The sequence below is a fragment of the Litoribrevibacter albus genome, from assembly GCF_030159995.1.
Classification (GTDB): Bacteria; Pseudomonadota; Gammaproteobacteria; order Pseudomonadales; family Litoribrevibacteraceae; genus Litoribrevibacter; species Litoribrevibacter albus.
Genome location: NZ_BSNM01000009.1, coordinates 212,715 through 239,631 on the forward strand (window position 1 = coordinate 212,715; position 26,917 = coordinate 239,631).

Sequence of the window (26,917 nt, forward strand, 5' to 3'; positions counted from 1 at the left end):
AGGCTTATATCGAAGAGTTTACAGAAGAGTCTTGAACCGGATTAGCCTGATCTCGTTTACTTTTACTCTTACTTTTAACCACTAGATTTAGCACTACGAAAGTAACGGCCAAATAGGTAACAGTGGCAATATGTTTAATTACCACTTTATTTTCTGCCTGCGCTTCATAAGCAAGATAAGCATCTGTGATTGGCATTACCGTACCAAATAACGCAGCCCAAGCTAATACTTGGTAGTTCTTAAGATACAGTAAATACCCAATAATTAAGGCGACAAACAAGGTTCGCGACGCATAAATTTGAACCCAATCCGAATCAGCTAAGGAAAAGAGCTCTGTTCCCCGGACTAAAGAAAATCCAGCAGGATCAACATACGAAAAAATGGCATACGCCCCCTGAAGTGCAGCCATTAAGAAGACTAAAACACATGCGAGTTTTTCCAGTAATTTGCCATTTGAATTATTCATTGCTTACCTATCGTCCTAACACCGAGCCATCATTTTGAACCAGCATATATTAAAACACTGCATTAATCCGTTCCAAAACGTGGTCGTTTATAAGGAATGTACTGCAGCAAGACAGCTGGCCTCAGAACAATCAAACGCTGAGACCGATAGCCTTTATTAGTAAATTATTAGAACGTATTTTTGAGATTTACCAAGGCGGTAGAAGCCCGTTCAGCTAAGTCTTTCCTCAAAGCGATAATGATCTCTGATTCTTCGGATAGAGTCGTATTCCGGCTGTGGTATTGCAAATCAAACGTGCAAGTCCCCTCTTGTTCTTCAGAAAATCTCATAGTCATTTGAGGCAAGACGCCTTCTAAATCACCTTGAGTGAGGAACAGACCCTTGGCTTCACTCTGGATAACTTCGATGGAAAGTTCGTATTCACCGCCTGGAAGCTGCAAAGTTTCAAGGTAAGTTTTTCCAACCGTTGCGTGTGGTAAGTCGTTATCAGACCTTATAGCCACCACTCCAGGAAACCAGTCTCCGTAATTCTCCATGTTGGTGACATAGTCGAATACAACGGCGACAGGTGCAGAAATCGTAGTACTTACTTTTGCCAGTTCAATCATTTTTGATCCCTATTTAGTGTGTTGAAACAGAACAAAAGTGACTATATGAGCAGACTTAATTAGAATAAATTGAATTATTTAAAGACTTAGATTAACCAAAAAGAAACCAAAACAAGTTCGAAACATATCATGTCAAAGCTTGATCAGTATCAAACCTTCATTACCGTCGTTGAACAAGGAAGCATCACCAAAGCAGCGGCGTTGCTGAACCTGTCAGTACCCGCACTCAGCAAACAACTTGTTCAACTGGAAGAAAGTTTGCAAGTACAGCTCTTTCACCGATCTCATAAACGATTAGACATCACAGAGTCCGGCAAGCAGTTTTACCCCAAGTGCAAAGAGATACTGTCATCCATAGATCATGCAGAAGAAACATTACTTTCTGAGCAAGAAAGCATAAGCGGCACGATTTCCATCACCCTTTCCAAAGCCTTATGCCGCTCAAAGATCATTGATATTTTATCCAGCTTTACCAGCAAACATCCCCGCATCAAGTTTGATGTTCAATTCAGCGATGAGCTTATAGACCTGTACGATAAAGACATCGACTTTGCTTTCCGCCTCGGCCGACTCAACGACAGCAGCACAATGGTGGCTATGCCATTGATTGAGACTCAACTCGTTGCCTGTGCAACGCCTGCCTACATTCAAAACGCAGGTAAACCGAAAAGCTTTTCTTCACCTGGCAACGCAAAGTTCATCCTAATGTCGTCATTAAATCCTACGGGTGAACTGAAAGCCTTTTTAAACAAAGAAAAGTTCGACTTTGAGCAAGCGGTTTCACATACAACAAACGATGTCGAAGGTGTCTATCAACTAATTAACGGGAATATGGGGATTGGTATGTTGCTGGATATTTCGGTACAAAAAGAGCTGGACGAAGGACGGTTTATTTCTGTGTTATCCGATTGCAACCTTCCCAGAAAACGCCTCTACCTTCTTTCAAAGAAAACACAATGGCAGACCAAGAAGCACAAAGCGTTTAAAGAACATATCAATCTGATGTTGTCGGAACCGTAGATTTGAACGGCATGAGACAGACCTAAACCTTGAGCTTGATGCCTCTTGATTGGACGATACGCCAACCACCTCCGCCTTGAATAGATAATAAGTTGTCCACCTACTTCACTATGTAGCTTCCCCCTCGTCCGAGTGACTTATAACTGGACGCATGTAGTTAAGCGAGCCCGACTCTTGAAGCGCCGGATACGAGGGTAACCGATTGATTTCTAGGGTGTCACCTCACGACTTTTTGAGGATAGACACATGCTGAGAAACCATTCTCAGTAGAACCTCGATAGATGTTTGTGATGGTTCGGCACCCCGACAGTTCTTATGAACTGACAACAGTAATGAAAGAATCGGCAGTGGTGCCAATAAGAGGAAACAGAACAGATTATTAAGAATCGAGCTCTGACCTTGGAGGGGCCTTCAGGTTTTTGCGCCTTGACAACCCCCGGTCATATAGATGTTATGAATGACCCGATTCATCATCAGAATCATCTATGTCTTTCAATAAATGCTCTTGATGAAGCCACTTATTCACGTGGTAATCAAACGGCTCTCGAATATATCTCAAAGGCCCCATTCCGGGCCTCATTTCACTAAGCGCGTCTACAATGATTTCCCGAGTGTCCTCGGGAAGCTCCATAAAAGCCTCCCATTCTAAAGAGAGACTGTGGAAGAAATCTGGAGACGTTCTTAGCTCAAAAAAAGTACCGTCATTTTTAATTAAAAACATTCTTGGACGCGGGCCAAAGTTTCGCCTGTGAAAAATGAACTCCTCAGGCAACTCTGCCGCGTCAAGAACTTTTTCGATTTCAGCGTAATGTAGTAGTTCATCCCACGGATGATGCCCTCGGATTAGGAAGTTGTGGTCTTTTAGGCCCAATGCTCTTACGAAATCTATCAACCTTCTGAACCGAACCACACCTCTAGCCACATCCCTCTCATTGGTTGTACCAATTGAAGTAAGAATTGCGGTTTTTAGATCTTCAAATTGTTCTGTCAAATTATCCAAACGTTTTGCCTCAAAAGCTTTGCTTCTCTGCTCCTGAATCAGCTTTTGAAATAATGAAGACCACTGCCGTCTTAGTGTATCCTCAATATCTTGAAGCTTGGAAAATGTATAAACGCTATTACCTCTCGCTCTATGTCTGAGAAAATTAATAAATTCAAAAATAAATGAAGCTGTTTCAGCCTTTTCTATTGATGGAAAGGAAATATCATTAATTATTGGTTTATCTTTGTTTTTTTCGTAAAGGGCGTGATCATGCCAGACTGAGGAATCTACAAATGTAAAAACTGGTATTCCAGATTCGACAGCTTTCAGAATTTCCAGCTGCGTTACAGATAAATTTTCCTTCTTAGTTAGCGACTCCGTGCTCTTACTTTCTTTCTTAAGCAAATCAAAATCTAGCTTCGCAAGTGCCTCTGGAACCGTTTTACCACCGAATCTAGCGCCAACAATAAGCACCACAATATCCGCTGTAGCTACCTCATCGACACAACTTGTATGCGTATGAAGGCGAGGGTCATACAGAAGGTCGCTGTAGTCGCTCATCAGGGGTTCATGCCCCAGACTTTGTATAAAAATTCTCAGTTGAGACCGAATAACTGACAGGTCGTAACATGTGGATGACACAAAAACTCTTAATCCTGCCATTTTCTGATGGCTCCTTTTAATTCATAACGCCTCAATAATGGGCCGGAGCACGCAGTGCGGAGGTCCAGCCCCGTAGGGGCGACATTCATTGACTTGTTAAATTTTTTTCTCGCCCATGCGCTTTCCTTGAACTGCACTCATGATACCGCCAACGATCATAATTGCACCAAGACCAATTAGAAGCCAAGATGAAATTCGTCCAAAATTGTATATACCGAAGCTTAGGAAGAATGCACCACCAACACCATTTATGATTACGGAAGGGCCCCACTGCTTACCCAAATTCTTATAAACCTTCTTGCCACGCTCAACCATGTAATTGAGTGCGGCAACATCCTCTTGACAAGACTCCGCACAAGCTACCGAGCCACCTACTAACGCTGAACACTCAGGGCATACTCCTTTGTGGCAGCTTTTGCACAAGCCGATTGCATCTATATCTTGGTGTTTATAGCACTTCATCTCGATACCTGTAGAAATTTAACAGCAAATTCTGCGCCCTAAGGACGCAGATCAGTTTTTCCAATTTTGCGTCTCATTCTCTAACGCATTTCCCAGCGAAACAACAACTTAATACATAAATATAAATGCTTCATCCCCAAAGTGCGTCTTCAGTATGCAATTAGTGCATTCCCAAAAAGCGTTCAAAAAAAATTAAATTTCCATTTATTTTCATAACCTTATAATTAGACCTTACCCAAAAAGCGCCAAAAGGTCGGATATTTTCCGTATTTACACCTATTTGCATCTTGATGTGACTATATAAAAAACAGATAAATTTATACTCACGTATTGAATCGCGAAGGTAATGCAGTTCAAAGCCCTATGGATACATTGATGAATCAAGAGGCCATATTCTCTTCATCGAGTTAGAGACAAAAAAGCCGGGTATCCTTTCGAACGCCCGGCTTCTTCTAGCTCAGCTTTTGCCAACAAACAATGAACACCTTAGTGACTGGTTCCTCGCTCATACTGGGTCTTGTTCCAGACGTTGTATTTGCCGGAGGGTTTGACCATAGGCAGGCGTTTTTCTTCTTCCAGGGTATTCGCGTCATAAACGATGACTTCGCCGTCCATGTCCCAAATGCTCAGTAGAAGTTTGGAGCCGTCTTTGTTGAACTCCACATGGGCGGCGGTTTTGCCCGGTGCAGGTCGTAGGGTTTTGACGATTTCCAGCGTGTTTTTATCAATCACATGAACCGCTTCTTTGTTCGGGCCGAAGAAGACATCCACCCAAGCATAAGGCGATTGTTCATGGCTACGCATGAAGAAGCCTGGCCCTTCGGTTTTGATGTCTTTGATCACCTTCCAGGTCTTCATGTCGATCACAGACACTTTGCCTTCTTTGAGGTTTGGCGTTGCCAATACTTGTTTGCCCTGATAATCCCAGGTGATACCGGAGCCCAAGTGCGGCATTCCCGGTAATGGTATGGAAGACGTCACCTTGCCTAAGTCCAAGTCCACCACCTGACCACCAGCTGAGTCACGGGAAGCACCGATCAGCAACTTGTAATCTGGGTCAAAGAAGAAGTCATCCAAGTAGTCATTCACCGCAATTGGGCGAACCTTTGGTGCACGCTCTTCCTTCGATTTGGATTTGTCGGAAGACGGATATGGGATCTCCCACACTTCTTTTAAATCTTTAAGTGCTGCAATGAAGGTATTGCGTGGTGGCGCGTTATAGACAGCACTCACACGAGAAGATTTACCTTCAGCGTTTTCAACGGGATAGACCTTAATAAGATCAAGTGTTTCAGAGTCGAGCAACACCAGGTTGTTTGGTAGATAGTTTGCCACCATCACCGATTTGCCATCCGAAGAAACCGCAAGATTTCGGGTATTCACCCCCGCTCTGACTTCGGCAACAACGGTTAGATTGTAGATGTCATATTTGGTGATCCAGCCATCACGAGAGGCAAAGTAAACAAAACGGCCATCCGGTGAATACTTTGGCCCGCCGTGTAAGGCAAAGCGACTTTTGAAACGATGAATTGGTTCAAAGGTATCCCCGTTCAACAAGGTCACATGGTGATCACCCAACTCCACTACCAGAAACAGATTCATCAAATCCGCTTCAAATTTCGGTTTAGCCGGTAAATCACTAGGTTGGTGATTAATGATTTGAGAAGCTTTAATGTTCTCGTCAGACCATTGAGGGCTGAGCTTGGGTTGAGTGTATATGTAGTTGGCGAGCAGCGATTGCTGATCTTTATTCAGAATGGAACCAAAGGCAGGCATTTGAGTGGCCGCTCGGCCATTAGCAATCACATCGGAGGCTTGCGTCTTACGCAGTCTCGACAAGTTATCCGGCAGTAACGCTGGCCCCATGCCGCCCAAACGTTGAGTCCCATGACACGAAGAACATTGTGCTTTAAACAGTGATTCTGCTTCTTGTAGCTCAGGCTCAGTCAAGGTGACAGGTTTTGCCCCCGCATATACATTGAAAGAAGAACCGAGGAAAAGGCTACCAAGTGCGGCCGCAGAGATAAGATTACGGAAATTCATAGACTCACCCCACGATACAGGCTTGTTCAAATTGAGCTGCTAGCCCTGCTTCCTTGGTGCGTTGATTCTTCTCCGCCAAGGTAACCACTTCCCCTACAATCATCATGGTCGGAGGCTTAAATCCTTCGTCCTTAATGGTCGATACAAGCTTATCCAATGTCGTAAAGGCCACTCGCTGGCGAGAGGTTGTTCCGCGTTCAATCAGACCTACCGGCGTTTCACCAGAGCGGCCATGAGCCTGTAACTGAGAAGAGATTAAATCAGCATTGGATAAGCCCATATAGAACACCACGGTACGCTCAGAACTGGACAACGCAGGCCAGTCCAAATCCAAACTGCCGTCTTGTTTTCTGTGGCCTGTAATAAAGGTAACGGATTGAGCATAATCACGATGCGTTAATGGGAACCCCGCGTAGGCCGAACACCCGGAGGCAGAGGTAATACCAGGCACAACGATGGATTCCACCTGATTCGCCATTAAGACTTCAACTTCTTCACCGCCACGCCCAAAGATGTACGGGTCACCACCCTTTAAACGAACAACACGCTTGCCTTCTTTTGCGAGATCCACAAGCAATTGATTGGTTTGATCTTGAGTGAGCACATGCTCTTTGCAGCTTTTACCGGCATTAACCAACTCGGCATGAGCAGGTTTTAGCGCCACAATTTCAGGAGACACCAAACGATCACAAACCACCACATCCGCTTGTTGAATCAACATCAACGCATTAATCGTCAATAAGCCAGGATCACCAGGACCAGCACCAACCAATGCAACCTGCCCGGCTTCTAATACAGGGATACGATCTGCCAAAGACGTAGGAAGAACCCTGGACACGCCTAAACTTGATGTTGAATTAGTCGTTGGCGCGGCGCTGGCCGAATCAGAAGAAACTCCTGAAGTTTGATCAAGCATACTGCTCTCCTCATGGCCTGTTATCAGGCTCTAATCTCTTCTCCCCGAGGGGAGTAATGAGGTGATCAAATCACCTCAAGTACTAGCATTTTTAGAGAAAACCATCACGGTGGTTTTCACATTCATCAATAGGTTAGATATTGACGTATTGAATGGCTTCATCCTTTGATTTAGATCGGGTTATTTCGTTATTTTCGCGCGATTTTTCACTCGATTTTTTCATCGGAAAAGGATCACTGAAGCGTTGGTTAGGATATTGGTTCGGCATCTCTAAACGATCATCTTCATGAGAATCCACACCGATCTCCTCATTGGAGAGATAACAGGCCGGATCTTCTGCCCACGGATCGCCAGTAAGCTGATAGGCTCGAACACGAGTATTACCGCCACAGATCGCCAAATGCTTACAGGAACCACAACGCCCATGAACCGGTCTCGGAGTTTGACGGAAGCCCTTCATCAAATCGTCTTGCGGGTTGCTCCAGATTTCAGAGAAAGGTTTCTCACGTACATTGCCTAAGGTGTAATCCCACCAAAAGGTATCCGGGTGAACATTGCCCAGATTATCAATGTTGGAAATATTCACGCCGGAAGAATTACCACCCCAGTTTTGAAGACGCTGACGCAGCGCATCGACTTGGTCAGGCACATTACGCTCTGCCCATTGCATTAAAAACGGGCCGTCCGCATCGTTGTTGCCTGTGACGTATTCCCGATGAATGCCTTGTTTCAGCTCATTCCAGCAGCGATCAAAAATCAAATCCAACGCGTCACGGGTCATTTGATGGAAGGCATCGCGCTTACGGTTTCGATTACCACGGCCAGCATAGTTAAGATGTGAGAGATAGAACTTATCGATGTCGTACTCATCCATCAAATTCAGTAATTCAGGCAGTTCTTTGGCGTTGTCTTGCGTAAGCGTGGTGCGAATACCTACCTTGATTCCACGTTCACGGCACAATTGAATGCCATGCATGGACTCTTCAAACGCCCCTTTCCGCTGACGGAAGACATCGTGGGTTGCTTTCAAACCATCAATACTGACGCCCACATAGTCGTAGCCGACTTCGGCAATCTGATCGATATTCTCTTCAGTGATCAGGGTACCGTTACTGGATAAGCCCACGTAAAAGCCCATGTCTTTGGCACGTTTTGAAATCTCAAAAATATCAGGCCTTAACAGCGGTTCACCACCTGATAGAATCAACACGGGTACGCGAAAGCCTTTCAGATCATCCATTACCGTGAAGACTTCTTCGGTAGACAATTCCCCTTTGAAATCGATGTCGGCCGAAATGGAGTAACAGTGCTTACAGGTCAGGTTACAACGGCGAATGAGGTTCCAAATCACCACAGGTCCGGGTGGCTTTCTGGCAGGCCCAACCGGGCTGGGTTCGAGTAAAGTTTTCATGTATTGAGTGATTCGAAACATCTCTCGCTCCTCAGTCAGCAAACAAGGTTATTCATTACTGACAGGCTAATTTGCTAATCGTAAACCGGTCTTTTTTAATATTTTTGAGCTGTACAAGATCTCGTGTTCAGAACAGGCATCACCTAATAGTTCTTTAACGATTTGAGTCCGCTCTTCTACTTGCGCCCGTTCCGAGCCATGCACCATCGCAAACAGGTTGTAGTTCCAATAAGGTTGATGACGAGGTCGTTGATAACAGTGACTCACAAACGGCAACTGCCCTACCTGACGCCCTAACTCTTTGATTCGGTCGTCCGCCACATTCCACACCGTCATGCCATTGGCTTTGAAGCCAATTCGATAGTGGTTAGGTACACCCGCAATACGGCGAATCACGCCGCACTCTTTCATCTTCTCTAAACGAAACATCACTTCGTCTTCAGAGATACCGAGCTGTTCTGCGATGGCTTGATAAGGCCGAGCCACTACAGGCAACCCTTCTTGTGTCGCAATCACCAAGTCACGATCAATCTGAGTGAAGATATAGCTCTTTGCTTTTTCAGCAGGCGCTTCTGGTGTCTTCTGAGAAAAACTGGGCACGTCTGTTTTATTCATATCGCTTGGATCAGAGTTCAAAACGTAGTCCGACATAGAACTCCTCCTGTTTCGGCATGTTGTAGACTTTGTAACCTGTTACCTCTTCCATTCGATCAATGGTGTCTTGAATGCCTTCCGGTGTTTCGGTGGCTAACACGAACCACATATTCAGCTCGTGTTCACGCTGGTAATTGTGTGCCACTTCAGGAAAGGCATTTACTTGTTCCGTTACCTTCTCATAATCCTCTGGCGCTACTTTCATCGCTGCCAACGTCAAACCACCGCCCAAGCGTTCTGCCTGAAACATCGGGCCAAAGCGGCTCAGAATGCCGTCATCCAACAGAGTCTGAACTCGTTCCATGACCTCTGATTCCTCTAGACCAAGCTCTTCAGCAACGGTCAGGAAAGGTCGAGGTGTCACCGGAAAACCATCTTGAAGACGGTTTACAAGTTGCTTATCAATGTTATCCATAGGCCACCTGTGACTGTTCATTACGTGAAGAACGAGCGGTACATGATGAACGAACAGTCTGTTGAGAATGACAACGGGTAACATGATTTACCGGCTGACTACGCCCAGAGTAGTGCCCACCACACTGCTTGAATAAGCGGTAGCTGAACAACACATCTCTTGAGATGCCATCCAACTCATGCTGCACGATTAACTCGGCCAGTTGCTCCATCACCATTGAACGGCTCTTTCCGTGAATCATGGTAAACAGGTTATAGCGCCACTCGGGTAAACGTCTTGGACGTTGATAACAAAGGGTAACGGCATCAGCCTGACTTAATATCTGACCAATCTGATCCACTTGATGATCAGGTACATCCCACACCACCATGGCATTAGATCGATAACCCAAGGCATGGTGCTTTACCACTAAACCAAAGCGTTTAATCAAGCCATCGTCCATCCATTGAGTTAAGGTTTGCATCACCGCAGATTCAGATACACCCAATGCCGTCGCCAAGGTTTGATACGGCTGAGGTGTTAAAGGCAAACCATCTTGAATCGCTTGCCGTAATTGTTGTTGCTGCACTTCACTTAACTGCAATGATGTACCCATACTGATCTCCCCGATTGGCATACCACTCAGGCATCCCAATGAATCTTGAATCCCAAATCGATGTAGTAACTTTTGACCATTGGCAGCGGCATAACCTCGTAGCCACAGGTGTCTTCAATCTCTTGTAAGGCCAAATCCAGACTGTCTTGATCCGGGGCCGTTACCACGAACCATAGGTTGTATTTATGCTCACGCGCGTAGTTGTGATTCACACCATCGAACGCATTCACCTGCTCGGCCACATCTTTAAGTTTGTGGTCCGGCACCGCCATAGCAGCCAACACACTGGCCCCTGCTTTCTTATGATTAAACACAGGCCCCACACGGGATAACACACCTGAATTTTGCAAACGTTCTAATGACTCGATCACCTCAGATTCTGAAACCCCCAGATTCTCCGCCATCTCAAGATAAGGACGAGAAGAGATCGGTAACCCTTTCTGGTATTCATCAATAAGTTGTCGATCGAGCTTGTTCATCAGCGTTTCCCTTATTTTCTCGTCTTCTGCAAACCTATAAACCAATGGTATGAGCACGGTTAGTGAAGAAGATGCCACTCGGGCTTTCTGCCGCTAAGCATTCCACTTCTTTAAAGTCACGCGTGTTGTAGATACAGACTTTGTTTTCGTCTCGAACAGACGTCCAAAGCTTTTCACCTCTTGGGTTAAACTCCATATGCAGCACGGTTTTACCCGGCTCTTTGTGGTGAATCACTTCCAGCGTTTCGGTGTCGATCACTTCCAATACACTGTTTCTTGGGAAGGCAAAATTCACCCAGACATGGCGACCATCCGGGCGAGCCATCACAAAAATTGGCTGGCCGTGTACAGGAATGGCACCCACCTGCTCCCAGGTATTCATATCCACCACTAACACTTCATGACGACCCACCGCCGGAACAAAGGCACGGTTTCCTGCAACGGCCCAACCTTCCAGATGCGGCATTTTGTAGACAGGTAGGCGTTGTTCGCCTTTGCCGTAATTAGGTAGGATTTTGCGAACGCCTTTTTCTGGATACCAAAGGTCTAGTAACGCCATGCCATCTTCGCCATACAAACCGGCGATGTAGTAACGACCGTTTGGAGAAATCAGTGCATCGTAGGGTTTGGCACCAATATCAAAGAACTTCTGAATCTTTGGCTCGTCACCGGACATATCGACTAACCAAATTTCATTGGAATCAAACAAGCTGAACACAAACTTCTGATCCGGAGCATCCACCAAGCCAACGGTTTTCGATTGTTTACCGTCTCGGCCGATTGCAGGCAGATCCAATACCAATTCCAAGGTGTCACTGTTGAAGATTTTCACACCACCCGGTGTGTAGTTTGAAACCGCCACTAACTTGCCGTCCTGAGATATGGCACCACCGATACTGTTACCCGATTGCACCACACGCTTATCAATCTTCTGTTCAAGAATATCGACTTTGGTTAAGCCGCCATCACGGCCAAACACGTAGGCAAAGCGTTCATCCCGAGAGAACACGATGGACGCATGAGACAAGTCCCCCAACTCAGACACAGAACCTAGTGAGCGTTGTTCTGTGGTATCGACAATCTGAACCGTGCCTGTTGCACGTTCAATGATGACGCCCAAATCACCAGTAGCTTGTGGTTCTTTGATCAACTGAGAACAACCTGAGATCACGCTTGAAACAAGCATTACGCTTAACACGCTTCTGATTGGACTGAATGCTTTCATTGTTCGCTTTCTCCATTTTTGAGCCGATCCACTATCCACCATATTTCGTCTTCACTAAGCAAACCTTCCCAAGGCGGCATAGCCAACGCTTCACGGCCAAAGAAAATGGTGTCGAACAAATACTGTTTGGGTTTCTCCGCCATGGCCTCTTCGGTCAGAGCCGGACCAAGCCCACCTTTTAAGGTCATGCCATGACACGAACCACAATCTTGTTTTAATAAATGATCTAATTCCTGCTGACGCTCCGAATCAATGGTTTGCGCCCACAGCATTCCAGAAAAAATAAGAGAACAGGCAGAGCCAACAAGCGCCACTTTCTTGCGGCTCGTTTTAGCGTCTATCTTAGAAAAACGTCCCGGAGAACGGACGTTCAATCGAACTTCTTCTCTACACTTCATACCGCCTACTCCTGTCCTCTTTTTTCAACCTTGGGAAAGAGTATAAAGCGCAAAAAACGGATGTTTAACGCTCAACTGGCGCTATCCTGACTCACATCAATTATTTGACAAAAATAGTAGGGTTAATATTTTTAGCCATTATTTTTCAACAAGTTACATTAATAACCACTTATTTTAGTAAGTTATTTTTTACTGATATAACTCAATGAAAATACGAGAGAGATATTCTAAGAAAGCCGAGCGTTAGCCCCTACAAACGGGAATCTATATCAGCTTAAAGAAAGGTAATTTTGACGACCAGGCTTTAGCAAGATTGAACATCCCCCAAAGCACAAAAGACGTATGCAATACAGTGAAGTAAAGAACGATCATCACCCAGGCTTTAGCGTTGTTTCCAGTTAATAAAAACAACAAACCACAGCCACCAATCACAGAACCGCCGCCGATCACAGACAGCCAAAACGCCGATCGAATATGTGATGCATCCAGCTCTTGCTGAGTAAGCGTGAGCATCTTAGGAAGAGACGAATCCTCAGACAACTCAAGGTCTCGTTGATCCCGAATCTCACCCTGATACGGTCTTACATATTTTAGATAGAGATACAAAAGCACCAAAAACGACAAGCCAGGCAAAGCCAGTAAATTTGCTAAATACCATGCCTGTGCTTGAATCGCTTTGGACATCACATTCCCTTCAACATTCACTTTTTAGAAGTTAAGACCAACATTTAAAACGTTACGAACGATAAGAAGACAAGGCAAAAGAAACGTATGAAAGCGGAGTTTATGTTTTATAAATGAGCATTTTCTACGTTTCTTTTAACGATGTATTCTTGAGTGCAGTAGTTTTAATCCCTACTTTACGCAAGCATCAATAACATTCTTCAACGCTGCAACCGTCGCCTCATCATCTGACAATGGCTCCGCCATCGCCGCATAACACGCCTGACGCTTACCAATGCCACCCGTGATTAACTTCGCTGCATAGATCAGCAATCGTGTCGAAGCCGCCTCTTCCAGATCATGATCTTTCAGATTACGCAACGCTGTTGCGAGCGTCACTAATTGCTGCGAAACGTCTTCTGAGCACTGACTTTCGCGACGAACAATTTTAGCCTCAACCTCCGGCTTCGGATAATCAAAGCTCATCGCCATAAAGCGCTGACGGGTACTTGGCTTCATTCCTTTAATCAGGTTCTGATACCCTGGATTATAGGATACAACCAACATAAAGCCGGGCGCCGCTTCCAGGTATTCCCCGGTACGCTCAATCGGTAACACACGACGATCATCCGCCAATGGGTGAAGTACCACCGTCGTGTCTTTACGGGCTTCAACGACCTCATCCAGATAACAGATACCACCCTCTCGAACGGCTCGTGTTAACGGGCCATCCTGCCAATAGGTGCCATCGGGACCAATCAAATGCCGCCCAACCAGATCCGACGCCGTTAAATCATCATGACACGACACCGTATACAAAGGACGACCTAAACGCTCTGCCATTGCTGCAATAAAACGCGTTTTACCACACCCTGTTGGGCCTTTAATCAAAACCGGCAACTGATGTCGATACGCGTGCTCGAACATCTGAATCTCATTTCCCTGAGGTTCATAATACAAATCATCCGACAATGCCTGAGTCGGTTTCTCATTATTGATCGCTATTTCGACTGTCATCAGGCTTCCCCTTTAAAGACTGAAATCGGGTTAAAGAATACTAAAGAGTTTTCTCCTTCTAGATAAATCCATACTAGATCACTCAAGTTTCTCTCTACTTGATCAAAGTCAGTGTTTGGTTGGCTAATTCAATTAACCTTAAAAAATGGAAATTGGAGGTGTCGCTGTGACCAACAAAACAAATGAGCCCACTGAAACAGGCAAGCAGACTCAGGGCAGCAAGCGCGCCTGTAAAAACTGCGGAAGTCCCCTTAAACATGATGCCCGCCTTTGCCTCAAATGTGGCATTCCCTGCCCACCAGAACGCGACGCCAAAGGGGTTTGGCTGGGGCTGGATTTTAAGACCTTAGTGATTTTGGTGAGTATCTTCTGTCTGGTAATGATTTTTGTATTGCCGAGATAGATCAATATTCTCGGCACCTACAATACCTTCCACTCAATCTCTAAACATTACATTGGCTAAGCCAACTCTCTCGCCAACGCTTTAGCCTCTACAAACGCCTGCGCTTTCGATTGCAGATGACGCTCATCTCCAAACTCCTGATATTCAGAGGCGATTTCAAAGAACTGCTCTGCACCAAGATACGGGCATAACTGCTCAATGTGGCTGGTCAGATGATTCATGAAATACAACGAATCTCCCTTCTTAAAGTTAAACTCGCCCCAAGAAGCCAACAACACTAACTTTTTGCCACAGAGTATGGGTTCCAACGGTTTATCACCCCTCGCCAAATCAAAGGTGAAGGTTTTGCCAATTCGAATGACTTGATCAAACCAGGCTTTCAACACCGCTGGCATGCCGTAGTTGTACATTGGGCTGGAAATGACGATGACATCCGCATCCATTACTTCCTGAATTAACGCATCGGATTCGGCCAATATTTTCTGCTGTTCTTCGCTTACATCCTCACTGAAGGTGGCTGCAAGAAAGTCTGTTGTAATAAAAGACGGTGGCTGACGAGACAGATCTCTATGAATAACTTTTGTTTGTCCATATTGAGACTTATATTCACTCAAAAACGCTTCACCCAAAGATCTACTGATGGACAGATGCTCAACTTGTTCAGGATGATATTCTCTAGCACTGCAGCTAATGTATAAGATAGTTTTCATGTTCTACTCCATTGTCGTTACAGGATTCATTTTGCCTAGACCCTATAAATACTGACAATTGAGTTATTTCGTCATATAAATAACTTTAACTTATCTATAGCATACCTATACAACCGACATGCTTGATCAAATATCCTCATTAAACTATCTCAAGACCTTTGTGATCGTGTCCAAACATCTAAGTTTTAAGGATGCCGCTAAGGTTCTTAATATCACCCCAACGGCGGTTTCACATCAGATTAAAAGCCTGGAAACTCAGCTACGAGTTCAGCTGTTTGAACGTCACACTCGTGCCATCAGTTTGACCAGTACCGGTGCAAAGCTTGCTCACTCATGCCAGGACTTATTAACGCAGTTAGATCACGCTTTAGATGATATTCGACAAGACAAAAATGATATTTCCATCTCCTGCTGCAACTCGTTTGCGGCACTTTGGTTGACGCCAAGAAGCGCTGAGATAAATCACAAATTCCCGCGTAACACATTAAAAATATGTGCCAGTGACAGTTTGATAGATTTAAGAAGAGAGAAACACATAGATCTGGCTTTGCGTTACGGGCTAGACGAAGGATCAACAGACGAAGTATTTCTAGGCACAGAGCGAATAGCTCTCTATCGAAGCCCTCACTACCAACCACAAAAGAATCAAAAGCCCATCCTCTATGTCACTCACTGGCCGGAGAATGGCTTGCTCAAAAACATCAATTGGAAAGACTTTGTTGATTCAAACCAGTTTGAAGTTAAGACCTTTGAGCAAGAGTATTTTGTGTTACAGGCGATCATGACTGGCCAAGGATACGGCCTGCTTAGTAATGTGCTTAGCGCGACAGCATTGTCACAAGGTTGGATTCAAGAAGACCAAACAATCTCCGCCTTCGATGGCTACAGTTACTGGCTTCGAATGAATCCCGATCGAGAAGGTATTTCAGTGGTTGAACAATTCAGCGATTGGATGAAACAAGAACTTGGGCAAATGACTTAATCGTTACAAAGCTGTTGGCAAAACTCTTCGTACCCTTCCGGATCATAGTTTTTAGAATACCGGTTCATAAAACCATGCAGGTAACGGGTTTGTTCAATCGTCACGTTGTTTTTACTTTGAAGTAAAGCCATCAAATCCGACACAGAAAAATGTTCTTCATGAGCAGGAAAGATAAGCCTCGTAGGAAAACGAGGTTGAGTGTTAACGGCATGGCGAATCTGAGAACTGTAAAAGCATTGAGCATCAACCACATGAGGTAACTGCCCACTCTCAGAACAATTCCAAATTGCCGACCCTCCGACACTGAAACCGATTAATCGAACAGCATCAGAAAAGCCTATCAGATGATTCAGCAACATCTCGCTATAACGTTTCAGACCGACTTCTTGTGTGAAAACGCTATAAGCCTCGGCTTCATCCGCAAAGCCCATTGGCTTAGACTGATAGGGATCAACGATTTCTACATTTCCAGAGATGCGTGAAGCTAAACGTTCGAGCGCATCCGTTCTTCCGAAAATATCTGAGACAAAGATATAACGCATTTAATGTCCTAACGGTTTATGCATAACAAAATTTGCTACTACACCTGAACCACTTTTTCATACCAAATACCGTACCTATCACCCTGCCACCTCAGCAAAAGAAACAGGTAGCCCGTTGCCAGCATAATCAAACCACCGACTAACGCCGCCTCACTGACAAGCCCCAAACCACAAAAGATATAGCCCGTGATATGAGAAATAACTTCTACTCTTAGTGCGGTATTTCTCTGAGGCCGTATTTGCAGAAAATTAACCACAAACCACAGCTTCACAAAAATAGGCAGCTTCTTCCAATTTTCAGAGCTTTTATCAACTTTAATTGCCGGTTGATTCAAGGTATCAAGATCAATATCAAGCGCTGCGGCTAAACATTTCTGGGACTCTAAACTCGCCTTTTGACCACTTTCGATTCGTTGAATTGTCCTCACACTTAAACCAGACATTTCTGCCAACTGCTCTTGTGATAAATGGCGACTCATCCTTAACTGTTTCAGAATCATTCGTGTTCTCCTTTGCTTCTGAACCAGAATTTTTATTAGTATTTTGCACTGTCAGCTACGAAAAGTACCCGACATTTACCCGACAGTAGGTGGTTTGGACGATTTTAGGAAAGGAAAACGAAAGCCTGAATACTTTAATAGACCTTGCCAAAGCCAGCCAAAATCCAACCTCTTTCGATAGGTGATTCCATATCCACTTCTTGAGCAAAAAGGGTTTTGGGTGCTGATTCCATAACCCTATAACCTCCATCAAACACTTCCGTCACCAAAGCAACATGTGCGATGTAGCCATTTTGGGATTTACGATAGAAAACCAGATCTCCGGTCTGTGGTGAGTATGAAACTGATTTTAGAGAATCAATGGATTGGAAGTACGAGAATAGATTTCTTGCTCGTCGATGAAAGAACGGATTACTCGGGTTATTTCCATTACTTGAATCGTAGAAATCAGGGCTTTGATTAAAGCTTTTCTCTAATAAGATTTTGAAGGAATACCCTGCCTTGCCATAAGCAATGTTCGGAACGTCACTGCATACGATAAAGCCAAAACGACCACCAATATTGTCATACATGCCCATGAACGGATCATAGGGAGTCCCAGAAAGACTACGTGAATTTTCAATCACAGTTCTGACCTCTGGTAAGCTATTTAACTCCGTAAATTCGCGCTCTCCTTTATACGTTAGAAAATACAAAAGGATGGGCACGAGTAGAACGATTGCTAAAAAGAGGCCTAGTAGTTTTTTCATATTATTCTCAATTTTCAGAACCACCATCCTCAAACCCTAGTTCTTACCTATCCTACTCGACTCTGCGGCACCATACGCACTAATATTAAGACTGTATCAACTCAGCCAGAATTCTAAAACACACCCAATTGAAGTTCGCCTGCATCATCGATCAAGATGCTAACACCTTGATTCAAAATAAAATACCTACCCTAACGTTCCTTTGGCCTTCATCACAAACCTCTATGTTGGTACTTGCCTACCATCAATAAGCTAAATTTCCGAAAGCCTGGACGCCATGATAATAAGTTATCCGCCTGTTTCGCTTTGGAGCTTCCCCTCGTCCGAGTGACTTATAACTGGACGCATGTAGTTAAGCGAGCCCGACTCTTGAAGCGCCGGATGCGAGGGTAACCGATTGATTTCTAGGGTGTCACCTCACGACTTTTTGAGGATAGACACATGCTGAGGGTATCCTCAGTAGAACCTCGATAGAGGTTGGTGATGGTTCGGCACCCCGACAGTTCTTACGAACTGACAACAGTAATGAAAGAATCGGCAGTGGTGCCAATAAGAGGAAACAGAACAGATTATTAAGAATCGAGCTCTGACCTTGGAGGGGCCTTCAGGTTTTTGCGCCTTGACAACCCCCGGTCATATAGAGGTTAGGCATTTTTTGCCCTCTTGCTAGCGGGGAATACGCATAAAACCAAAGCCACTATACCGCCAATTACTGTTACCAAAAACGGAATGTGAGTTGGTTGGTAAGCTTTGTCTTCGTATGAAGATGGGTAGTTCGATGGCTCTAGGAGTAACCAGGCAAGCATGCTGCCGACTAACAAAATGCCGTAAGCAATTTTATCTTTGTAATTTGGAACTGAAAAATACGCCAGTGTTACTGTGCCAAAAGCGGCAAAAAAACCAGCCACAGGTAGATGCCAGAAACCGCTAAGGTCTGCGATTAAAGACCCTCCTAGGCCGCAGAAGAAAAAACCACCGAGAGTTGCAAAAAAAGCTGTAAACCACCTCTCCATTTTAGCCGCGTTCCCCTTCTATAATTGCCTAACGTTTTGGTAAATGGCGAGCGCTAGCGAGTCCAGCGAGGGATTTCTTTCCCGAGCGAATTTCACCAGCTTGTTAGCTGGGCAGATACTAAAGATTTCTAAAATAATGAGTACCAACGAAGTACATCAGAATCAAAAAGAAAAGATACGGAATATAATAAGCCCAACGTAGAGCTTTGTAATATGCTGGCCTGAATTTTGATTTCTTTTTAATAGATATGACTAAAACAGCGCACAATAAGCTAACTAGATTTAACGAAAAAATAAAAGCAATACCAAAAGAGATGACTGCCACGAATAGAGTTGAGAAAGCTACATTTTCCTCTGTATAACTATAAATGAATAGAGTTGGCATAAATATCAATATAAAAGATATTAAGGTCTGAAAAACAGGATAATTTACCGTTGACTCGGGTTGAGCAATTTCCTTAGGAGTTAATGTGTCTGGGTTATCCAATGCGGCATCTCCTTATCAGCTAACGCCTTGCTCAGCGGTGAGTTGAACTGGCGCTTTTTTGCGGCTTTTATGCAAAAAAAGTGACAGTTTGACGAGTCAGTTGCAGCAACTTGTTATGTGCGGCTAATTGCAAAAAGCCCACCGCCCGTTGAATTAAATGGATCATTACCAAGATTTTCGGCTTGATGCAGCTCTTTGATTAATTCCTGGACATCATGAAGAGCCTTTTTGGCATTGGCAAGTGTTGCATATTCTTTCCACTCTGCTCCAGCGGTAAAATGGTTAACCTCGTCTAGCTCAACTTCCATTTCTTTTTCTATTTCGATTACCGATGTTTTGCCATGAGCCATAGTATCCCTAAAATGGAATATTTCAGTAAGTGTTAAGTATGGCCTCACATTAAAGTCACAAGATACATTTAAATCCTGACAGAATTTTTTATATTTTTTAAGCTTAGAAAGTCTTCTTTCTTTCTTAATCCAATCGTCATATTTGATGGCGCCAAGGTGGTTAAAATATGCTTCCAGTGTAAATGCACAAAAAGTTATGCAACTAATCAAATTGTAAAGCTGGCCTTCTTCTGTTTTTTCAGCCAAATCTAACATGTGAGTTGCACCGATATTCATATAAGCGAACGAAACTGTTTCAGCGCTTCCTCGAACAATTGTAGGCACTAGAATCTCCTCGGATTTTGCACATAACGAACCTGTAGAAAAACCTTTCTACAGTCCTTGTTTTTGTTATCGAACATCCTACCCGACTCACTGTTTTTATTGAATATTGTTTATTCGCATTAGGCCCACATAACTTCTTATTCTGCGCTTAACAGGACTATTTCTTAGCCAACCCAACGATATATTCCCTTTTAAGCGACTAATTCACCGTACCTCATCAACTTCTCAATGTTATGCACCATACAGTACAACTGCCATTGGCTTTGTACCTTGGTTTTTCCTCGTAAACTGAACCGATTTAATCCCTTATTGGTTCCAATATTACCAAACACGGGTTCCACTACTGACATGCGATGGCTATACACCTGCTTGCCATAATCGCTGTCTACCCGATGCTTCATCCAGTCGGTGTAATTCGGTTTACGTTGTTGGGTCAGCATAAAAGAGACTTGCCTTCCTGCACCTTTACGATGATCTGCCGCACTCGGGTTCTTCATACATTGATGCTTAAAATCGCAGTTCCGGCATTGCAGTAGTCGCCCTTCAAACCACGCTTTTACTTTTCCGTCCGGGGCTTCCCGTTCACCTCGATAGCTAATCAACTCCCCAGCAGGACAACGACAAGTACGTTTCACCGGGTCGAAGTCAAACTCGCTGGCTGGAATCACTTGTTTCGCATGATGACTTTTAAGAGATTTAGGTAACTCGTCTTGGTGTCGTTTTCCGTATTTCTTTTTCTGATTGGTGAACTTTGGATCACGACTCCGGAACTGATTATCCGGCACATAGGCATTTATTTTTCGTTCATACAAATAGGCCATATTAGCTTCGTTGGCGAAGCCGGTATCGGCCGTAATCACAGTACCTTGCTGATAGATGTTGTCTGATATCTCCAGCCTCTTTAGCCGAGCCTCAACACGTTCCAAAACCGGCTTCAAGGTATGATGTTCCTGTCCTTCACCAAAGGCTTGAGCATCCACCACAATCTGATGTTTTTTATCGACCGTCGCCACACCGTTATAACCTTGAATCACACCTTTATTGGTCTTCATCTTGGCACTTTGATTATCGGTGATATTACTTTTTACTTCTTTGCGAGTTCGACCGCGCCCCATTCTTGGTACGTTATTTTTAAGGAATTGATCGATCCGATCAGAGGCCTTATCCAGGGTCGAGATGGTTTGTTCGATTCGTTTTAAACGATCTTCATCATACACAGTCTGAGCATCTAACCGTTGGTGCTCTTTTAGATGATAGTTAATCTGACGTCTGAGCTTATCACGTTTCTCAGCCAATTCTTTAAACGTGCCCGAATGCTCTTTAGACGCGTTCGAGGGCATCTTACAGCCATCAATCGCAAACAGCTCTTTACCTAATAACCCCTGCTGATCACAGACCAATAATACCTGTTCAAACAAGGATTCAACTTCTTCTGCATGGCTGCTTACAAAGTTAGCAATCGTCGTAAAGTGAGGCACGCTATCACAGGACAGGGCTTTGAAAATGATGTTGGTTTCACAACACCATTGGATCTCTCGACTTGAGGTAATGCCTTTGGAATAAGCGAATAGAATGATCTTTAACAAAATGGCCGGATCGTAAGCCGGCCGGCCCGTTTGATCATTATGATAATTAGGAAAGAAGACCGACAAATCGAGCTTATGTTCGATCAGATAATGAATAGCGTACTCGAAAGTACCGGGTTGGATTTGATCTTCAAAGTTGATTACCACCATCGCGGCTTGATCATGGTTGTAGGGTTTAAATTTAGGCATCAGCACAATCCTTGTTTGATGCCTGAATTTTATCAAAAAGAGAGAGATTTTAGGGTTTTTCTACAGCCTAAACGCCTTTAGCAACGGCGCGGCTTTATCGCGTCCGATTGCCTAAACTTGTTAAGAGATGCTTGGCACATACTTTTGCCAAAGTAGCTCAAATTGTTCTTTTGATATTGATACACCCTCAAACTCTTCTTGGGAGTTTATTTCATCTAGCGGAGGTACAATATCTATGCCCAGCCTAGTATTCGGGCTTTCAGTTGCCTCGAAAGCAAAACCAACCGAACCATCTGGGAAGAACTCCAATTTTCTTGTTTCAAAATCATCAAGGCCGATTTCAGAGACAAGCCTTATAGGCTCCTCTTTAAATTCGTGCTTCCATAGTACGTCTATGTATCTCATGGGCTCTTAACGCCTGCGACATGCGCGGGCTTGGAGCGTAGCCGCAGGCGCAGCGGAAAGGCCGTCGCTTGCTCGCCATTGTTATGCATTGCTCTCTCGATATTCACCTATAACTTCAATGAGACCAACTATATTATCGTTTAGCTCTTCTAGCTCACCATCAGGCACCCACCATTCCGTATGATAAGAAGCGCCAACGGTATGTATTTCGTATCTATCCATGAACGACTTCTTGACGTGAAACTTTGTAACGTAGCCTACTCTACTGTCTTTCACGTTCCATTTTGACGCAATTTCAATCGCATACTTTTCGTTGGTTACAGGATAAAATATTGGCTGACCTGGCAATCTTCTTGGCCAGCGCTTAAAACCCGAATCCTCAACAAGCTTTAACTCGTTTGGTCCTGTCGGTCTGTATAGTGTTACCAATTCATCTGACATAATTTTTTACTCGAAACCTGATATTGCATAACGCCTTACTAATGGGCGCATAAATGCTTGGCTAAAATTAGCGACGAAGGAGCGCAAGCCAAGCGTTTTGCGTCATTTTGAGTAACTTGTTAGGTACCGTTTCAACTACTTTGTTGATTTAGCGATTACTAAGCTCACACTCTTTTAATTGGTAGTTATAACTACCGCCTGCATCTAGGCAGCGATCTATCTCAAGGAACGACATAACTTTGTAACCACCAAACAGCAGTATGCCCCATGCCACCATTCCGACTAGAGTGACTTTTAAGCCATCAGGATCTACATGTTTATTAAACGGGCGATAAATTAAATAGCCAAAGCCTTTAATAAGTATTTCGAGGATTACATCAGCAAAAATACGAATGATAAACCGAAAAACTCCTGAAAAAATATCTCCGACTATTTCACCTGGCATGATGAATTTCCCTGTAGGTACCTAACGCCTTGCTTTGCGGGCTGAGCGCAGCGAAGCTCCGCAACAGCAACTGGTTATGTGTTTACACGCCATCAATGATTGAGGTAATTTTTCCATTTGAATCAACCATTATTTGAATCGGTATCTCATGAAACATACTTTTCAATTTAATAGAATCGCCTGAAAGTTCGTAAATGTGTTTAAAGAACCATGAATCTTTTTTGGCTTCTTTAATATTTTCATTTGCTTGCTCTACATAGATAACTATTAGAGAACGATTACTATTTCTAGACTTTCCTATAGTCGATGCTGTAGAGGGCTCCCAATCGGAACCCAATATTATCATTGTCTCGTTATTGATATCCGATAACTTCAAGGGTGTGCCATCACTTAAATTGACCATGCTTAGGTCATTGTTCTCTAACCACTCAAAGACATCACGATTGCTATTATCGTTTGCTAAAGGATAGCCTCTACTTTCGATTACTTTCATATCTGCTTTTGCCGCTGAAATTGAAAGTAGAATTACCATAATCCAGCGCATTCTCTCTCCTTACACATAACGCCTTGCTAAACGGAGGAGTGACAGTGGCGGCATTTTTGGAACAAAAATGATGCGACTGTTACGGAGTCCGTTTGAGCAATTTGTTAAATTTAACCATGCAAATTTATACTTCACTGTTCTTTTTGTGTTCTAAAATTACAGTTTCAAATTCTGATAACGCTTTATTAGCCAAAAGCTCTGAATCCTCTGCTATTTCTTCCCAGAACGTACCACTTGTAAACAGCCCCTTGTATGTTTGGCGTTTAAATTCAAATGAGTATTCACCAATCTTATCGTTACCATAGTAATAGATTGCTTTTACTGATCTGTCGTATTCCATGGGTGCCGGTATCGCGAATACCGTGAAAGCAAATAATAGTGCTAGTGCATTACTCCTATAGCGCCCTTTGAACACTTCGATTTCCATTTTCATGGTATATCGATCATCACTTAACGCTCTTGTGACTGAAGCACTCCGAGAAATGTCATTTCTAAATTGTTGATTAAATCGTAAGCCTCTTTTGTAGTCATTTGGAGACATGCCACGAAACACAAAATCGTTTTCTAATATCACAGACACAGGCTCATCTAAACTTAAACTAAAGTCGTTGTATTCAAAGCCTTCTTCTTGCACTGTAATTCTGGTACTTGAACAACCAACTACTAAAAATACCAACAACAGAAAAATGGCACTCTTCTTAATCATATTTATTACCTAGAAAATTTAACGCCGCCAACACAGGCCGAGCGACAGCGAGGTCCAGCCCGCGTCTTTTTGCGGGCAATTGTGCTTGGCCTTGTTAGGAAACATACTGCACAAGACCATAGATTGATGGAGGCAATACCAGAAACAACATAACCATACCCAAGCAGCCGCTACCGCCACCACCACGATGTACCACTTGCCTAGACCTTGCCTTTTCAGGGTTGTTTCGCCACCACAACTGATGGCACTTTTGACAATATATTTTATTGAACCCCTTTCTCCAGGCTTCAATTGTACGGGGCGTGTATTTTTCTTGCTGTTTGCAGCGAGCACATTTAAAAGATTCTTCTGGCGGCTTCTTACCACCTTTGATGAAAGACAAGATGATAAAAACTAGAACCGCCCCAGCAATATACAACTCAATATTATTCATTTAGATGTTCCATTCTGGGTATTCCTAACGCTTTTAGCAGCGGCCGAGCGCAGCGAGGTCCAGCCCAAGGTTCCCTTGGGCGATGCTGGCTAAACTTGTTAGTGCTTTATTCGCTGGTAACACCGCTAAACTCTGGCTCTGATTGCAGCACTGATTTAAAGAAAACAAAGCATTCGTCGTTTTCGGTTTGTTTATTTTTACCCAATAGCTTTTCTTTGAGCGTGCGGTGTTTTTCGATTTGAAACACCCATTCGTATTCTGGGTGGTTAACTTCGGTTGCACTTGCACCCAATAAATAAGAGCGACCATTCCAATCGATATTTGTATACCAACCCCAATCTTCTGCTTCAGGTTGTTCTAGTTCGACTTTGCCTGAAACCTTTTCTTTAAGCCAAAAAAGAAGCGACTGGCCGTATATTGGATTTATAGGGTTTTCATCCTCTTTAGTTACATCAAACTTTGAAGATGTAAAAGTAATTACTTGATGCACTGTTCCTCCTTGAGCACTAACGCTTAAAGCAACCGCGCGCGCTTTTTGCGCGTCGGCTTGCCTTTACTTGTTAACTTTTCCATTCAATTCTGCAGCCAGCGGTAGATTCTGATGTGCTAGTCTCGTCAAATATGTGTTTCACTATCTTTTCACCGTTAGCTGTAAAAACGTCGAAATCACAGACCTTACCTTCAATAATCGGCACAACATACGAAACAAACCAATTTAAGTATGAAGAACCACCCAAGATATGAGTCTCAAGGCCGCCCCTATCCTGGAAAGACAAGGCTCTCGTGTGTAGATCATGGCAAATGACCTCAATCAAAAGAATATTGTCTTCATCAACTTGCCAGTTAGACACCACCTCTGGCATTACATTTTCAAATGAGTCAGCTGGCCTTGGGTTGTGCCACCGAAGCTCTTTCTCTAGTGAGTATTTGTCATAGCACTCACCGACTTGCTTCTCCACAAGTGGAATCGCCGATTCGATTATTTTTCCTAGCTCGATACTCATAGTAAGTTAACGCCCGCAGCTGCGGCAACCGGGAGTTTTTAGGAGCGAAGCGACGTCCCGGTTGTCCAGCAGCCTGCGTTTGTTAACTGTTTCACTCACTATTGGCACCACTAACATCATGCCCCTTAGCGATGCACTCGTACACTTGGTGGTTTAAACAAAACACATAGTGGTGATAAATTTCAATGTTATTAGAAAAGCTAGCAGCCCATTGGGAATTTTTGATTTCACAAAAGCTAGATTCAAGCTGATTCCAGCCTGGATATAGCTCCCCAGCTGGTTCTGAACCAACATATCTAGATGCCACGAAGCCTGAAAAAGTTACCACAACTTCGCCGGCATTGGCTAAATAGCCGTTTTCCATTTTACTAGCGAAGTAAGTAAGACGAGATACACCTTCGCTTATCACCACCTCGAAGCAATTGTCTCCCTCTGGATTTGGATCTAAATCCAGAGGAATATCTACGGCTGTTTCTTGTGACAAAACTCATTCCTTGCTGACAGTTAACGCTTTTATAAACGGCGCGCGTCTTTTTGCGCGTCCAGTGCAGGCCACGTCTTTTTGTGGCCGGAACGATGTTTGATAAACTTGTTAGTTGTCATTTTGCCCCAAAGCTCTCAAGCACCGGATAGTAATATTCTGCAACTACCAGCCCAGAAAAAATACACGCAAGCAGAACCCATACATGCCATTCACGTACCCAGCTACCTTGTGCTTTTAACTCTGCTAGTTCTTCTTCGTTTTCACCGACAGAGGCAAGAGACATGAAGAGTTGTATGCCCATAATACCAATGAGTACATGAATATAGGGTGTACCGAAAAACCAAGAAATTCCGTAGACCAAAACACACAAGATACTCAGTATTATTGCTACTCGTTTCATATCCCTACTTACAACTAACGAACCTGTAGAAAAACCCTTCTACAATCCTTGTTTTTGTTGATCCCTATCCTACCCGACACATTGTTTTTATTGAACATTTTTTATTCGCCCGAGGTTTAACATAACTTCCTATTATGCGATTAATAAGGTCATTTATTAACCATAGTGACGATATTCACCCTTTTAGGCGGCCAACTCACCGT

Annotated in this window: 35 protein-coding genes; 3 read left to right on the forward strand and 32 right to left on the reverse strand. The window is 43.8% G+C overall.

Annotation, left to right across the window (positions count from 1 at the left end; genetic code table 11):
- Nucleotides 1-4: 4 nt before the first annotated feature.
- Both QQL66_RS06910 and QQL66_RS06915 read right to left on the reverse strand, forming a co-directional pair.
- Nucleotides 5-466: a DUF4267 domain-containing protein gene (locus tag QQL66_RS06910; protein WP_284380311.1), complete on the reverse strand. Its 462-nt coding sequence runs from the start codon at nucleotides 464-466 to the stop codon at nucleotides 5-7.
- 167 nt (nucleotides 467-633) lie between these two features.
- Complete coding sequence (locus QQL66_RS06915; protein WP_284380312.1) at nucleotides 634-1,074, reverse strand: SRPBCC family protein; 441 nt, start codon at nucleotides 1,072-1,074, stop codon at nucleotides 634-636.
- Nucleotides 1,075-1,203: 129 nt separating this feature from the next.
- Here QQL66_RS06915 and QQL66_RS06920 point away from each other — a divergent pair, with 129 nt between their 5' ends.
- Complete coding sequence (locus QQL66_RS06920) at nucleotides 1,204-2,094, forward strand: LysR family transcriptional regulator (RefSeq protein ID WP_284380314.1); 891 nt, start codon at nucleotides 1,204-1,206, stop codon at nucleotides 2,092-2,094.
- 451 nt (nucleotides 2,095-2,545) lie between these two features.
- Here QQL66_RS06920 and QQL66_RS06925 read toward each other — a convergent pair whose 3' ends face one another.
- The 13 genes from QQL66_RS06925 to QQL66_RS06985 form a co-directional block, all read right to left on the reverse strand.
- Complete coding sequence (locus QQL66_RS06925; protein ID WP_284380315.1) at nucleotides 2,546-3,739, reverse strand: DUF4062 domain-containing protein; 1,194 nt, start codon at nucleotides 3,737-3,739, stop codon at nucleotides 2,546-2,548.
- 96 nt (nucleotides 3,740-3,835) lie between these two features.
- Nucleotides 3,836-4,201 carry a hypothetical protein gene (locus tag QQL66_RS06930; RefSeq protein ID WP_284380316.1) on the reverse strand — a complete coding sequence of 122 codons (366 nt, stop codon included), beginning with the start codon at nucleotides 4,199-4,201 and terminating at the stop codon, nucleotides 3,836-3,838.
- Nucleotides 4,202-4,687: 486 nt separating this feature from the next.
- Nucleotides 4,688-6,244, reverse strand: a complete 1,557-nt coding sequence (locus QQL66_RS06935) for a nitrite reductase (RefSeq protein WP_284380317.1) — start codon at nucleotides 6,242-6,244, stop codon at nucleotides 4,688-4,690.
- Nucleotides 6,245-6,248: 4 nt separating this feature from the next.
- A complete protein-coding gene (cobA, locus tag QQL66_RS06940; protein WP_284380318.1) occupies nucleotides 6,249-7,160 on the reverse strand; it encodes a uroporphyrinogen-III C-methyltransferase in 912 nt (303 codons plus the stop codon).
- Between the two features lie 133 nt (nucleotides 7,161-7,293).
- Nucleotides 7,294-8,592: a heme d1 biosynthesis radical SAM protein NirJ gene (gene nirJ, locus QQL66_RS06945; RefSeq protein WP_284380319.1), complete on the reverse strand. Its 1,299-nt coding sequence runs from the start codon at nucleotides 8,590-8,592 to the stop codon at nucleotides 7,294-7,296.
- Between the two features lie 45 nt (nucleotides 8,593-8,637).
- Nucleotides 8,638-9,222 carry a siroheme decarboxylase subunit beta gene (ahbB, locus tag QQL66_RS06950; RefSeq protein ID WP_284380320.1) on the reverse strand — a complete coding sequence of 195 codons (585 nt, stop codon included), beginning with the start codon at nucleotides 9,220-9,222 and terminating at the stop codon, nucleotides 8,638-8,640.
- Nucleotides 9,197-9,640 carry an Lrp/AsnC family transcriptional regulator gene (locus QQL66_RS06955; RefSeq protein WP_284380321.1) on the reverse strand — a complete coding sequence of 148 codons (444 nt, stop codon included), beginning with the start codon at nucleotides 9,638-9,640 and terminating at the stop codon, nucleotides 9,197-9,199. Before QQL66_RS06955 ends, ahbB (QQL66_RS06950) begins: the two co-directional genes overlap by 26 nt.
- Complete coding sequence (gene ahbB, locus QQL66_RS06960; protein ID WP_284380322.1) at nucleotides 9,633-10,235, reverse strand: siroheme decarboxylase subunit beta; 603 nt, start codon at nucleotides 10,233-10,235, stop codon at nucleotides 9,633-9,635. Before ahbB (QQL66_RS06960) ends, QQL66_RS06955 begins: the two co-directional genes overlap by 8 nt.
- A gap of 26 nt (nucleotides 10,236-10,261) precedes the next feature.
- Nucleotides 10,262-10,714, reverse strand: coding sequence for an Lrp/AsnC family transcriptional regulator (locus QQL66_RS06965; protein ID WP_284380323.1), 453 nt, complete (start codon nucleotides 10,712-10,714; stop codon nucleotides 10,262-10,264).
- 34 nt (nucleotides 10,715-10,748) lie between these two features.
- Nucleotides 10,749-11,939 carry a cytochrome D1 domain-containing protein gene (locus QQL66_RS06970; protein ID WP_284380324.1) on the reverse strand — a complete coding sequence of 397 codons (1,191 nt, stop codon included), beginning with the start codon at nucleotides 11,937-11,939 and terminating at the stop codon, nucleotides 10,749-10,751.
- Entirely contained in the window at nucleotides 11,936-12,337 is a 402-nt protein-coding gene (locus QQL66_RS06975) for a c-type cytochrome (protein ID WP_284380325.1), read from the reverse strand. The genes QQL66_RS06970 and QQL66_RS06975 overlap by 4 nt, the downstream gene beginning before the upstream one ends.
- A gap of 264 nt (nucleotides 12,338-12,601) precedes the next feature.
- On the reverse strand, nucleotides 12,602-13,021 hold the full coding sequence (locus QQL66_RS06980; protein WP_284380326.1) for a hypothetical protein: 420 nt from the start codon (nucleotides 13,019-13,021) through the stop codon (nucleotides 12,602-12,604).
- 171 nt (nucleotides 13,022-13,192) lie between these two features.
- The gene (locus QQL66_RS06985) at nucleotides 13,193-14,017 is read right to left on the reverse strand and encodes a CbbQ/NirQ/NorQ/GpvN family protein (protein WP_284380327.1); all 825 of its coding nucleotides are present in this window, start codon (nucleotides 14,015-14,017) and stop codon (nucleotides 13,193-13,195) included.
- A 166-nt stretch (nucleotides 14,018-14,183) separates the two neighbouring features.
- Here QQL66_RS06985 and QQL66_RS06990 point away from each other — a divergent pair, with 166 nt between their 5' ends.
- Nucleotides 14,184-14,420: a hypothetical protein gene (locus QQL66_RS06990; RefSeq protein WP_284380328.1), complete on the forward strand. Its 237-nt coding sequence runs from the start codon at nucleotides 14,184-14,186 to the stop codon at nucleotides 14,418-14,420.
- A gap of 56 nt (nucleotides 14,421-14,476) precedes the next feature.
- Here QQL66_RS06990 and QQL66_RS06995 read toward each other — a convergent pair whose 3' ends face one another.
- Nucleotides 14,477-15,130 carry an FMN-dependent NADH-azoreductase gene (locus QQL66_RS06995; protein ID WP_284380329.1) on the reverse strand — a complete coding sequence of 218 codons (654 nt, stop codon included), beginning with the start codon at nucleotides 15,128-15,130 and terminating at the stop codon, nucleotides 14,477-14,479.
- A gap of 118 nt (nucleotides 15,131-15,248) precedes the next feature.
- Between QQL66_RS06995 and QQL66_RS07000 the strand changes: the two genes are divergently transcribed.
- Nucleotides 15,249-16,112 (forward strand): LysR family transcriptional regulator, encoded by an 864-nt coding sequence (locus tag QQL66_RS07000; protein WP_284380330.1) that lies wholly within the window; start codon nucleotides 15,249-15,251, stop codon nucleotides 16,110-16,112.
- Here QQL66_RS07000 and QQL66_RS07005 read toward each other — a convergent pair.
- The 16 genes from QQL66_RS07005 to QQL66_RS07080 all read right to left on the reverse strand — a co-directional run bounded on the left by QQL66_RS07005 (nucleotide 16,109) and on the right by QQL66_RS07080 (nucleotide 26,714).
- Nucleotides 16,109-16,654: a dienelactone hydrolase family protein gene (locus tag QQL66_RS07005; RefSeq protein ID WP_284380331.1), complete on the reverse strand. Its 546-nt coding sequence runs from the start codon at nucleotides 16,652-16,654 to the stop codon at nucleotides 16,109-16,111. The two genes, QQL66_RS07000 and QQL66_RS07005, sit on opposite strands and share 4 nt — an antisense overlap.
- A 38-nt stretch (nucleotides 16,655-16,692) precedes the next feature.
- Nucleotides 16,693-17,154, reverse strand: coding sequence for a helix-turn-helix domain-containing protein (locus QQL66_RS07010; RefSeq protein WP_284380332.1), 462 nt, complete (start codon nucleotides 17,152-17,154; stop codon nucleotides 16,693-16,695).
- Nucleotides 17,155-17,288: 134 nt separating this feature from the next.
- Nucleotides 17,289-17,780 carry a CHAP domain-containing protein gene (locus tag QQL66_RS07015; protein ID WP_284380334.1) on the reverse strand — a complete coding sequence of 164 codons (492 nt, stop codon included), beginning with the start codon at nucleotides 17,778-17,780 and terminating at the stop codon, nucleotides 17,289-17,291.
- A gap of 767 nt (nucleotides 17,781-18,547) precedes the next feature.
- Nucleotides 18,548-18,916 carry a hypothetical protein gene (locus QQL66_RS07020; RefSeq protein ID WP_284380335.1) on the reverse strand — a complete coding sequence of 123 codons (369 nt, stop codon included), beginning with the start codon at nucleotides 18,914-18,916 and terminating at the stop codon, nucleotides 18,548-18,550.
- 600 nt (nucleotides 18,917-19,516) lie between these two features.
- Nucleotides 19,517-20,077 carry a hypothetical protein gene (locus QQL66_RS07025; protein WP_284380336.1) on the reverse strand — a complete coding sequence of 187 codons (561 nt, stop codon included), beginning with the start codon at nucleotides 20,075-20,077 and terminating at the stop codon, nucleotides 19,517-19,519.
- 191 nt (nucleotides 20,078-20,268) lie between these two features.
- Entirely contained in the window at nucleotides 20,269-21,852 is a 1,584-nt protein-coding gene (locus QQL66_RS07030; RefSeq protein ID WP_284380337.1) for an IS1182 family transposase, read from the reverse strand.
- Nucleotides 21,853-21,972: 120 nt separating this feature from the next.
- Complete coding sequence (locus QQL66_RS07035; RefSeq protein ID WP_284380338.1) at nucleotides 21,973-22,257, reverse strand: DUF6881 domain-containing protein; 285 nt, start codon at nucleotides 22,255-22,257, stop codon at nucleotides 21,973-21,975.
- 81 nt (nucleotides 22,258-22,338) lie between these two features.
- The gene (locus QQL66_RS07040; protein ID WP_284380339.1) at nucleotides 22,339-22,698 is read right to left on the reverse strand and encodes a hypothetical protein; all 360 of its coding nucleotides are present in this window, start codon (nucleotides 22,696-22,698) and stop codon (nucleotides 22,339-22,341) included.
- 148 nt (nucleotides 22,699-22,846) lie between these two features.
- The gene (locus QQL66_RS07045; protein ID WP_284380340.1) at nucleotides 22,847-23,143 is read right to left on the reverse strand and encodes a hypothetical protein; all 297 of its coding nucleotides are present in this window, start codon (nucleotides 23,141-23,143) and stop codon (nucleotides 22,847-22,849) included.
- Between the two features lie 82 nt (nucleotides 23,144-23,225).
- A complete protein-coding gene (locus QQL66_RS07050; RefSeq protein WP_284380341.1) occupies nucleotides 23,226-23,687 on the reverse strand; it encodes a hypothetical protein in 462 nt (153 codons plus the stop codon).
- A gap of 124 nt (nucleotides 23,688-23,811) precedes the next feature.
- Entirely contained in the window at nucleotides 23,812-24,393 is a 582-nt protein-coding gene (locus QQL66_RS07055) for a hypothetical protein (protein ID WP_284380342.1), read from the reverse strand.
- Nucleotides 24,394-24,487: 94 nt separating this feature from the next.
- Entirely contained in the window at nucleotides 24,488-24,826 is a 339-nt protein-coding gene (locus tag QQL66_RS07060) for a hypothetical protein (protein ID WP_284380344.1), read from the reverse strand.
- 106 nt (nucleotides 24,827-24,932) lie between these two features.
- On the reverse strand, nucleotides 24,933-25,316 hold the full coding sequence (locus QQL66_RS07065; RefSeq protein ID WP_284380345.1) for a hypothetical protein: 384 nt from the start codon (nucleotides 25,314-25,316) through the stop codon (nucleotides 24,933-24,935).
- Between the two features lie 70 nt (nucleotides 25,317-25,386).
- Nucleotides 25,387-25,830, reverse strand: a complete 444-nt coding sequence (locus tag QQL66_RS07070; RefSeq protein ID WP_284380346.1) for a hypothetical protein — start codon at nucleotides 25,828-25,830, stop codon at nucleotides 25,387-25,389.
- 91 nt (nucleotides 25,831-25,921) lie between these two features.
- A complete protein-coding gene (locus QQL66_RS07075; RefSeq protein ID WP_108734100.1) occupies nucleotides 25,922-26,314 on the reverse strand; it encodes a hypothetical protein in 393 nt (130 codons plus the stop codon).
- A 115-nt stretch (nucleotides 26,315-26,429) separates the two neighbouring features.
- Entirely contained in the window at nucleotides 26,430-26,714 is a 285-nt protein-coding gene (locus QQL66_RS07080) for a hypothetical protein (RefSeq protein WP_284380350.1), read from the reverse strand.
- Nucleotides 26,715-26,917 lie beyond the last annotated feature (203 nt).